The sequence below is a fragment of the Nonomuraea sp. NPDC047529 genome, from assembly GCF_040642995.1.
Taxonomy (GTDB): Bacteria; Actinomycetota; Actinomycetes; order Streptosporangiales; family Streptosporangiaceae; genus Nonomuraea.
Window position 1 is genome coordinate 113,416 of the sequence record NZ_JBEYTJ010000031.1, and the last position, 9,531, is coordinate 122,946.

12 protein-coding genes are annotated in these 9,531 nt (G+C 66.0%); all 12 read right to left on the bottom strand.

Going from position 1 to position 9,531, the window contains the following annotated elements:
- Position 1 precedes the first annotated feature (1 nt).
- The 12 genes from rpsC to rpsL all read right to left on the bottom strand — a co-directional run bounded on the left by rpsC (position 2) and on the right by rpsL (position 8,937).
- On the bottom strand, positions 2-850 hold the full coding sequence (rpsC, locus tag ABZ815_RS37280) for a 30S ribosomal protein S3 (protein ID WP_355378612.1): 849 nt from the start codon (positions 848-850) through the stop codon (positions 2-4).
- Positions 850-1,203, bottom strand: coding sequence for a 50S ribosomal protein L22 (gene rplV, locus ABZ815_RS37285; protein WP_080043235.1), 354 nt, complete (start codon positions 1,201-1,203; stop codon positions 850-852). The genes rpsC and rplV overlap by 1 nt, the downstream gene beginning before the upstream one ends.
- Before the next feature lie 31 nt (positions 1,204-1,234).
- Positions 1,235-1,513, bottom strand: a complete 279-nt coding sequence (gene rpsS, locus ABZ815_RS37290) for a 30S ribosomal protein S19 (protein WP_030451498.1) — start codon at positions 1,511-1,513, stop codon at positions 1,235-1,237.
- A gap of 11 nt (positions 1,514-1,524) precedes the next feature.
- Complete coding sequence (gene rplB / locus ABZ815_RS37295; RefSeq protein ID WP_125644676.1) at positions 1,525-2,361, bottom strand: 50S ribosomal protein L2; 837 nt, start codon at positions 2,359-2,361, stop codon at positions 1,525-1,527.
- A gap of 106 nt (positions 2,362-2,467) precedes the next feature.
- Positions 2,468-2,770, bottom strand: a complete 303-nt coding sequence (rplW, locus tag ABZ815_RS37300) for a 50S ribosomal protein L23 (protein ID WP_111180891.1) — start codon at positions 2,768-2,770, stop codon at positions 2,468-2,470.
- Positions 2,770-3,420, bottom strand: coding sequence for a 50S ribosomal protein L4 (gene rplD / locus ABZ815_RS37305; RefSeq protein WP_357705911.1), 651 nt, complete (start codon positions 3,418-3,420; stop codon positions 2,770-2,772). The genes rplW and rplD overlap by 1 nt, the downstream gene beginning before the upstream one ends.
- Entirely contained in the window at positions 3,417-4,070 is a 654-nt protein-coding gene (gene rplC / locus ABZ815_RS37310; RefSeq protein WP_357705912.1) for a 50S ribosomal protein L3, read from the bottom strand. The genes rplD and rplC overlap by 4 nt, the downstream gene beginning before the upstream one ends.
- 14 nt (positions 4,071-4,084) lie before the next feature.
- On the bottom strand, positions 4,085-4,393 hold the full coding sequence (gene rpsJ / locus ABZ815_RS37315; RefSeq protein ID WP_012887830.1) for a 30S ribosomal protein S10: 309 nt from the start codon (positions 4,391-4,393) through the stop codon (positions 4,085-4,087).
- Positions 4,394-4,645: 252 nt separating this feature from the next.
- Positions 4,646-5,839, bottom strand: a complete 1,194-nt coding sequence (tuf, locus tag ABZ815_RS37320; RefSeq protein WP_125644684.1) for an elongation factor Tu — start codon at positions 5,837-5,839, stop codon at positions 4,646-4,648.
- A 111-nt stretch (positions 5,840-5,950) separates the two neighbouring features.
- Positions 5,951-8,050, bottom strand: coding sequence for an elongation factor G (gene fusA, locus ABZ815_RS37325; protein WP_357705913.1), 2,100 nt, complete (start codon positions 8,048-8,050; stop codon positions 5,951-5,953).
- A 39-nt stretch (positions 8,051-8,089) separates the two neighbouring features.
- Positions 8,090-8,560, bottom strand: coding sequence for a 30S ribosomal protein S7 (gene rpsG, locus ABZ815_RS37330; protein ID WP_043623423.1), 471 nt, complete (start codon positions 8,558-8,560; stop codon positions 8,090-8,092).
- Positions 8,561-8,562: 2 nt separating this feature from the next.
- Entirely contained in the window at positions 8,563-8,937 is a 375-nt protein-coding gene (gene rpsL / locus ABZ815_RS37335; RefSeq protein WP_020542315.1) for a 30S ribosomal protein S12, read from the bottom strand.
- Between the last annotated feature and the right edge of the window lie 594 nt (positions 8,938-9,531).

Sequence of the window (9,531 nt, forward strand, 5' to 3'; positions counted from 1 at the left end):
GTCAGCTCCCTTCAGCACCCGGCTGCGCAGCCGGGCCGGTCTCAGGGGCAGCCTGCGAAGCTGCCTCGGTACGGGGGGCGCGGTCGCCACGGCCACCGCCACCACGACGCGGACGGTCACCGCCGCCACGACGCGGACGGTCGCCGCCGCCACCGCGACGGTCGTCACGCTCGCGACGCTGGCCGGCACGAGCGCCGGCGGCGGCCGCCTCACGCTCGGCGCGGCTGGTCGGAGCCTCGCCCTTGTAGATCCAGACCTTCACGCCGATACGGCCGAAGGTGGTACGGGCCTCGTAGAAGCCGTAGTCGATGTCCGCGCGAAGGGTGTGCAGCGGCACACGACCCTCACGGTAGAACTCCGACCGCGACATCTCGGCGCCGCCCAGACGACCGGCGCACTGGACACGGATGCCCTTGGCGCCGGACTTCATGGCCGACTGCATCGCCTTGCGCATGGCGCGGCGGAACGAGACGCGGCTGGACAGCTGCTCGGCGACGCCCTGAGCGACGAGCTGGGCGTCGATCTCCGGGTTCTTGACCTCGAGGATGTTGAGCTGGACCTGCTTCTTGGTCAGCTTCTCGAGGTCGCCACGGATACGGTCCGCCTCGGCGCCGCGGCGGCCGATCACGATGCCGGGACGCGCGGTGTGGATGTCCACCTGAACGCGGTCCGTCGTGCGCTCGATCTCGACCTTGGAGATGCCGGCCCGCTCCATGCCCTTCTGCAGCATGCGACGGATCGCCACGTCCTCGGCGACGTACGACTTGTACAGCTTGTCGGCGTACCACCGGCTCTTGAAGTCGGTCGTGATGCCGAGGCGGAACCCGTGCGGGTTAACCTTCTGGCCCACTATCGGGTCCTTCCCTTCGGCTCGCGGGATTCCACGATCACGGTGATGTGGCTCGTCCGCTTGTTGATCCGATAGGCGCGACCCTGTGCACGCGGGCGGAACCGCTTCAGCGTCGGGCCCTCGTCGACCCAGGCGCGGCTCACGACGAGCGTGCTGGGGTCGAGGTTGAAGTTGTGCTCGGCGTTCGCCATGGCGCTGCTGAGCACCTTGTAGATCGGCTCGCTCGCCGACTGGGGAGCGAACTGCAGCACGGCCTGCGCCTCCGAAGCGGGCAGCCCGCGAATAAGGTCCACCACGCGGCGGGCCTTGAGGGGCGTGACACGGACGAACCGCGCCTGAGCCCTGGCTTCCATCGCTTACTCCTCTAAATGCTTCTGAAGGCGTCTATCGCCGGCTGCGCCGGTCTTCCTTGACGTGGCTGCGGAACGTCCGCGTCGGGGCGAACTCTCCGAGCTTGTGGCCGATCATCGACTCGGTGACGAACACCGGGACGTGCTTGCGGCCGTCGTGCACGGCGATCGTGTGCCCGAGCATGTCGGGAACGATCATGGAGCGCCGCGACCACGTCTTGATGACGTTCTTGGTGCCCTTCTCGTTCTGGGCGTCCACCTTCTTCTGAAGGTGGTCGTCCACGAAGGGACCCTTCTTAAGGCTACGTGGCATTTCGGCTGCTCCTACCGCTTCTTCCTCTTGCTCCGACGACGGATGATCAGCCGGTCGCTGGACTTGTTGGCCTGGCGGGTGCGGCCCTCGGGCTTGCCCTTGGGGTTCACCGGGTGGCGACCGCCGGAGGTCTTGCCCTCACCACCACCGTGCGGGTGGTCAACGGGGTTCATGGCGACACCACGGACGGTCGGGCGCTTGCCCTTCCACCGCATACGGCCGGCCTTGCCCCAGTTGATGTTGGCCTGCTCGGCGTTGCCGACCTGGCCCACAGACGCCCGGCAGCGCACGTCGACCATGCGCATTTCACCGGACGGCATACGCAGGGTGGCGTACTGGCCTTCCTTGGCGAGCAGCTGGATCTGGGCGCCCGCGGAACGACCGAGCTTCGCGCCGCCGCCCGGACGGAGCTCCACCGCGTGGATGAAGGTACCGGTCGGGATGTTGCGCAGCGGCAGGCAGTTGCCCGGCTTGATGTCGGCAGCGGGGCCGTTCTCGATTCGGTCGCCCTGCTTGAGGCCGGTCGGCGCGATGATGTAGCGCTTCTCACCGTCGGCGTAGTGGAGCAGAGCGATGTTGGCGGTGCGGTTGGGGTCGTACTCGATGTGAGCGACCTTCGCCGGGATGCCGTCCTTGTCATGCCTACGGAAGTCGATGATCCGGTAGGCGCGCTTGTGTCCGCCGCCCTGGTGGCGCGCGGTCACCCGGCCGTGTACGTTTCGGCCGCCCTTGCTGTGAAGGGGCGCAAGCAACGACTTCTCAGGCGTGCTGCGGGTGATCTCGGAGAAGTCCGAGACACTCGACCCGCGGCGACCCGGAGTCGTCGGCTTGTACTTACGGATGCCCATCTTTTTCGTTCATCCTTCGTCGGTTACATGGGCGAGCCCGCCGCACCGAAATGCGACGGTCTCGTCCCTCGCAGACCTTTCGGTCCGCTTCCTATCTATGGCGCTGCTAGCCGATCTGACCGAAGATGTCGATCCGATCGCCCTCGACCAGGCTCACAATGGCGCGCTTGGTGTCGGGACGCTTGCCGAAACCGGTGCGGGTGCGCTTGCGCTTGCCCTGCCGGTTGATGGTGTTCACGCTGGTGACCTTGACCCCGAAGATCTGCTCAACGGCGATCTTGACCTGGGTCTTGTTCGCGGTCTTCTTCACCAGGAACGTGTACTTGTTGTTCTCATCGATCAGGCCGTAGCTCTTCTCAGAGACGACCGGCTTGATGATGATGTCGCGCGGGTCGGCGATCTTCTCCATCAGGCGTCTTCCTTCCCGCCCTGGCTCAGCCGCGCGACGACCTGGTCGTACGCCTCCTGGGTGAAGACCACGTCGTCGTGCACGAGCACGTCGTAGGTGTTGAGCTGCCCGGCGTCCAGCAGGTGGACCTCGGGAGCGTTACGCAGGCTCATCCAGGTCAGCTCGTCGGCCTCGTCGACGACGACGAGCACGCGGGGAGCCTGGGTGATCTTGCGCAGGGCCTCAAGGGCAGCCTTGGTCTTGGGGGTCTCCCCCGCGATCAGCGTGCTGACCACGTGGACGCGACCGCCACCGGCCCTGTCGGACAGCGCACCGCGCAGGGCGGCGGCCTTCATCTTCTTGGGCGTGCGCTGCGAGTAGTCACGCGGCACGGGCCCGTGGACGGTGCCACCGCCGGCGAACTGCGGCGCGCGGGTCGAGCCCTGACGGGCGCGGCCGGTGCCCTTCTGGCGGTACGGCTTCTTGCCGCCACCACGGACCTCACCACGGGTCTTGGCCTTGTGGGTGCCCTGCCGGCGAGCGGCGAGCTGGGCCACGACCACCTGGTGGATCAGCGGAACGTTGACCGTCGTGCCGAAGACGTCTTCGGGCAGTTCGACGGTGCCGGCCTTGGCGCCGCTGGCGTCGAGGACGTCAATAGTGGTGCTCACTTGGCAGCCCCCTTCTTGGCAGCGGTGCGAACGAGGACCAGGCTGCCGTTAGCGCCGGGGATCGCACCCTTGATCAGGATGAGGCCCTTCTCGGCGTCCACGGAGTGAACCTTGAGGCTCTGCACAGTGGTGCGGACGTTACCCATCCGACCGGCCATGCGCAGGCCCTTGAATACGCGGCCCGGGGTGGCGCAGCCACCGATGGAACCCGGCGAGCGGTGCTTGCGCTGCGTACCGTGCGACGCGCCCAGACCGGCGAAGCCGTGCCGCTTCATGACACCGGCGAAGCCCTTGCCCTTGCTCTTGCCCGTCACGTCGACGAACTGGCCGGCCTCGAAGGTGTCGGCCAGCAGCTCCTGGCCCAGGGTGTAGTCGCTCGCGTCGTCGGTGCGGATCTCCGCGAAGTAACGGCGCGGGGTGATGTCGTGCTTACGCAGGTAGTCGCCGAGCGGCTTGTTGACCTTCCGGGGGTCGACCTGCCCGAAGCCGAGCTGGACGGCGGAGTAGCCGTCCTTGTCTGCGGTGCGGACCCGGGTCACCACGCACGGACCGGCCTCGACCACGGTCACCGGAACCATCCGGTTGTCCGCGTCGAAGACCTGGGTCATGCCGAGCTTCTTGCCCAGGACGCCCTTGATCGTCTTAGCCATGTCAGTGCGTTCCCTCAGAGCTTGATCGAAATGTCGACACCCGCGGGGAGGTCGAGCCGCATGAGCGAGTCAACCGTCTTGGGGGTCGGGTCGATGATGTCAATCAGCCGCTTGTGCGTGCGCATCTCGAAGTGCTCGCGGCTGTCCTTGTACTTGTGCGGCGAGCGGATGACGCAGTACACGTTCTTCTCGGTCGGCAGCGGCACCGGGCCCGCGACCTTCGCGCCAGTCCGCGTCACCGTCTCGACGATCTTCTTGGCCGAGCTGTCGATGACCTCGTGGTCATAGGCCTTAAGCCGGATGCGGATCTTCTGTCCCGCCATAGTGGCCTCGGTGTCCTTCGCTGTCGTCTGAAAAAGTATCGTGCGGCCTTGTGCCGCTGTGTTGGTGCAGGTCTGACCCTGCGTAACCCCACGAGACAGACACTGTTGATCTGTCTTTTCTTCCGTGATCCGGCAGTTACTTCGGTCACTATGGCCGAAGCGACTGCTGGATCACGGCGCTTTACGCGAGGCCCTTGACGTGGTGCGGCGGTCGGCCCTGATGTGGGGCCGACCGCCGCCCCGACGGTCGAGCTACTTGAGGATCTTCACGACCCGGCCGGCGCCGACGGTGCGGCCACCCTCACGGATCGCGAACTTGAGGCCTTCCTCCATGGCGATGGGCTGGATCAGCTCAACGCGCATTTCGGTGTTGTCGCCCGGCATGACCATCTCGGTGCCCTCGGGGAGGTTCACAACACCGGTCACGTCAGTCGTACGGAAGTAGAACTGCGGGCGGTAGTTGTTGAAGAACGGCGTGTGGCGGCCGCCCTCGTCCTTGGACAGGATGTAGACCTGGCCGGTGAACTCGGTGTGCGGGGTCGTCGTGCCCGGCTTGATGATGCACTGGCCGCGCTCGACGTCGTCGCGCTTGATGCCGCGGAGCAGCAGGGCGGCGTTGTCGCCGGCGTGACCCTCGTCGAGCATCTTGTTGAACATCTCGATGCTGGTGACGGTGGTGGTCGTCTTCTCCGGCTTGATGCCGATGATGTCGACCTGCTCGTTGACCTTGACGATGCCGCGCTCGATACGACCGGTGACGACGGTGCCGCGACCGGTGATCGAGAAGACGTCCTCGACGGGCATGAGGAACGGCTTCTCCGTGTCACGGGGAGGCTCGGGGACGTTCTCGTCCACCGCGTTCATCAGCTCGATGATGCTGTCGGCCCACTTCTCGTCACCCTCAAGAGCCTTGAGAGCCGAGACGCGGACGACGGGCAGGTCGTCGCCGGGGAACTCCTGCGCGGACAGGAGCTCACGGACCTCCAGCTCGACGAGCTCGAGGATCTCCTCGTCGTCGACCATGTCGGACTTGTTCAGCGCCACGACGATGTAGGGGACGCCGACCTGGCGGGCCAGGAGGACGTGCTCCTTCGTCTGCGGCATCGGGCCGTCGGTGGCGGCGACCACGAGGATCGCGCCGTCCATCTGAGCGGCACCGGTGATCATGTTCTTCACGTAGTCGGCGTGACCGGGGCAGTCAACGTGAGCGTAGTGACGCTTCTCGGTCTGGTACTCGACGTGCGCGATGGAGATCGTAATACCGCGAGCCTTCTCCTCGGGCGCCTTGTCGATCTTGTCGAACGGAGTCGCCTTGTTGAGCTCGGGGTAACGGTCGTGAAGCACCTTGGTGATCGCCGCGGTCAGCGTGGTCTTGCCGTGGTCGATGTGTCCAATGGTGCCGATGTTCATGTGCGGCTTAGTCCGCTCGAACTTGGCCTTGCCCACTGGTTCTCTCCTTGAGAATCTGACTGACTTTCGTCTACACACTCGGGCCCGGGAGATCCCAGACCCCTAGGCGGCGGGGTGGCTCGCACCACCCCGCCAGGGACCGGGAAGTTATTCGCCCCGGGCCTTCGCGACGATCTCCTTGGCGATGCCCGGGGGCACCTCCGCGTAGGAGTCGAACTGCATGCTGTAGCTCGCGCGCCCCTGCGTCTTGCTACGCAGGTCACCCACGTAGCCGAACATCTCAGACAGCGGCACGAGCGCCTGGACGACTCGGGCGCCGGCCCGCTCGTCCATCGCCTGGATCTGCCCGCGGCGACCGTTGAGGTCACCGATGACGTCACCCATGTAGTCCTCGGGCGTGGTGACCTCGACGGCCATCATCGGCTCGAGAAGAACGGCGTCTGCCTTGCGCGCGGCCTCCTTGAAGGCCATTGAGCCGGCGATCTTGAACGCCATTTCCGAGGAGTCGACGTCGTGGGCGGCACCGTCGGTCAGCGTAACCTTCACGCCCACCATCGGGTAACCGGCCAGCACGCCGAACTCGGCGGCCTCCTGGGCACCGGCGTCGACCGAGGGGATGTACTCCCTCGGGACGCGGCCACCCGAGACCTTGTTCTGGAACTCGTAACCGTCGTTGCCCTCGCCCAGCGGCTCCAGGTCGATGATCACCCGCGCGAACTGACCGGAACCACCGGTCTGCTTCTTGTGGGTGTAGTCGACCTTCTCCACCTTGCGGCGGATGGTCTCGCGGTAGGCCACCTGCGGGCGGCCCACGTTGGCCTCGACCTTGAACTCACGACGCATACGGTCGACGAGGATCTCCAGGTGAAGCTCGCCCATGCCCCAGATGACCGTCTGACCGGTCTCCTCGTCACGACGGACCTGGAAGGACGGGTCCTCCTCGGCCAGCCGCTGGATGGCGGTGGACAGCTTCTCCTGGTCGCCCTTGGTCTTGGGCTCGATGGCGACGTTGATGACCGGAGCCGGGAACGTCATCGACTCGAGCACGACCGGGTTGGCCGGGTCGGCAAGGGTGTCGCCGGTCGTGGTGTCCTTCAGACCCATGACGGCGACGATCTGACCGGCGATCGCCTGCGGGCGCTCTTCGCGCTTGTTGGCGTGCATCTGGTAGATCTTGCCGATCCGCTCCTTCTTGCCCTTCACCGAGTTCACGACCTGTGAACCGGTGTCGAGCGTGCCGGAGTAGATGCGGATGTAGGTGAGCTTGCCCAGGTGCGGGTCGCTGGCAATCTTGAAGGCCAGCGCGGAGAACGGCTCGGTCGGGTCCGCGTGACGCTCGATCACCTTCTCCTCGTTGCCGACCGCGTAACCCTTGAACGCCGGGATGTCGGTCGGGGCGGGGAGGTAGGCGACGATCGCGTCGAGCAGGGGCTGAACGCCCTTGTTCTTGAACGCGGTGCCGCAGAGCACCGGGTTGATGGAGCTGGTCAGCGTGGCGCGGCGGATGGCCGCGACCAGCTGCTCCTCGGTGGGCTCGGTGCCCTCCAGGAAGAGCTCCATCAGCTCGTCGTCGTTCTCGGCGACCGTCTCGATGAGGCGGTCACGCCACTCGCGGGCGGCGTCGGCGTGGTCGGCCGGGACGTCGACGGTGTCGTACATCTCGCCCTTGGCCGCGTCGGCGCTCCAGATGAGCCCCTTCATCTTGATGAGGTCGATGACGCCCTTGAAGTCGGCCTCGACACCCCACGGAAGCTGAATCACAGCGGGGGTCGCGCCCAGGCGGCTGACCATCATCTCGACGCAGCGGTGGAACTCCGCGCCGACACGGTCCATCTTGTTCACGAAGCAGATGCGCGGGACTTCGTAGCGGTCGGCCTGCCGCCACACCGTCTCCGACTGCGGCTCGACACCGGCGACACCGTCGAACACCGCGACGGCACCGTCGAGGACGCGGAGCGAGCGCTCCACTTCGATGGTGAAGTCGACGTGACCCGGAGTGTCGATGATGTTGATGGTGTGACCGATCCACTCACAGGTCGTCGCGGCAGACGTGATCGTGATGCCGCGCTCCTGCTCCTGCTCCATCCAGTCCATGGTGGCAGCGCCCTCATGGACTTCACCGATCTTGTAGTTGATACCGGTGTAGAACAGGATGCGCTCGGTCGTGGTGGTCTTGCCCGCGTCGATGTGGGCCATGATCCCGATGTTGCGGACCTTGGCCAGGTCAAGAGCGGTCGTAGCGGCCACTTTAACTCGCGTCCTCGTCGTCTCGTCGAACCCGCCGGGTTACCAGCGGTAGTGGGCGAAGGCCTTGTTGGACTCGGCCATCTTGTGGGTGTCCTCGCGCTTCTTGACACTCGCCCCGAGGCCGTTGCTGGCGTCGAGGAGCTCGTTCATGAGGCGCTCGGTCATGGTCTTCTCGCGGCGGGCGCGGGAGTACTGCACCAGCCAGCGCAGGGCCAGGGTGGTGCTGCGCGCGGCGCGCACCTCGACCGGCACCTGGTACGTCGCGCCACCGACACGGCGGCTGCGAACCTCGAGGGTCGGCTTGACGTTGTCAAGCGCGCGCTTGAGGGTGACGACCGGGTCGTTGCCCGTCTTCTCCCTGCAGCCTTCGAGGGCGCCGTACACGATCGACTGCGCGATGGAGCGCTTGCCGTCCAGGAGCACCTTGTTGATCAGGGCGGTCACCAGCGGCGAGCTGTAAACCGGGTCAGACATGAGCTGACGACGGCCAGGAGAACCCTTACGAGGCATTGTTAGCTCTTCTCCTTCTTCGCGCCGTAGCGGCTGCGGGCCTGCTTGCGGTTGCGGACACCCTGGGTGTCGAGCGAACCGCGGATGATCTTGTAGCGAACACCAGGCAGGTCCTTCACACGACCGCCACGCACGAGCACGATGGAGTGCTCCTGCAGGTTGTGGCCCACACCGGGGATGTAAGCCGTGACCTCGATGCCGTTCGTGAGCCGAACGCGAGCCACCTTGCGCAGTGCCGAGTTGGGCTTCTTCGGGGTCGTGGTGTAAACGCGCTGGCACACACCGCGCCGCTGCGGACTCCCCTTGAGGGCAGGAGTCTTGGTCTTGGAGACCTTGTCCTGCCGGCCCTTGCGGACCAACTGCTGAATAGTGGGCACTGCCACTCCGTTTCGTGCCTTGGCCGGTGTTACGTCATTGGGTCTTGCTTTTCGCAGGTTCTGCCGGTGTCATGACCTGCTGGTTTTCCTCGTCTCGGCGCCCCCGCGGTCGGGCGTGTCGCGCTATTCACACAGACACAGCCACGGAGACTTGCGAGCCTGAGAGTCCAGCCGACGCTCTCCCTATGGATATGAGCGCACAGCCGAAAGCCCGCTAGAGACGGGCACGATGCTCAAGACTACCCAGGCCCAGCCGACACGTCAAAACGGCACGGCAACGCCTGTCGGCCTCGCCGCTCCGTGCCACCGTGGCCTGTCTCATCCAGCCCATCCGAAGCGCCGCGGCAATGATACCGGCACTGAGGACCGACGTGTGCCAATTCGCCAGGGAGCCCCGCAACCGGCCCACAGACCGCCACGGCGGTGGACCCTCTCCCCTGGACCGCCCCCGACGCCCAGAGCGCCTGTGACCGCCTACGGCAGCGCGTACGGCCGGAAAGCGCCGCCGGCCGGCGGCGCGGCGGGGGCCCCCGCGCGGCGCGGGGGGATCAACATAAAAGGCGGTGTATTTAAGCAGGGAGTAAAAACCCACAC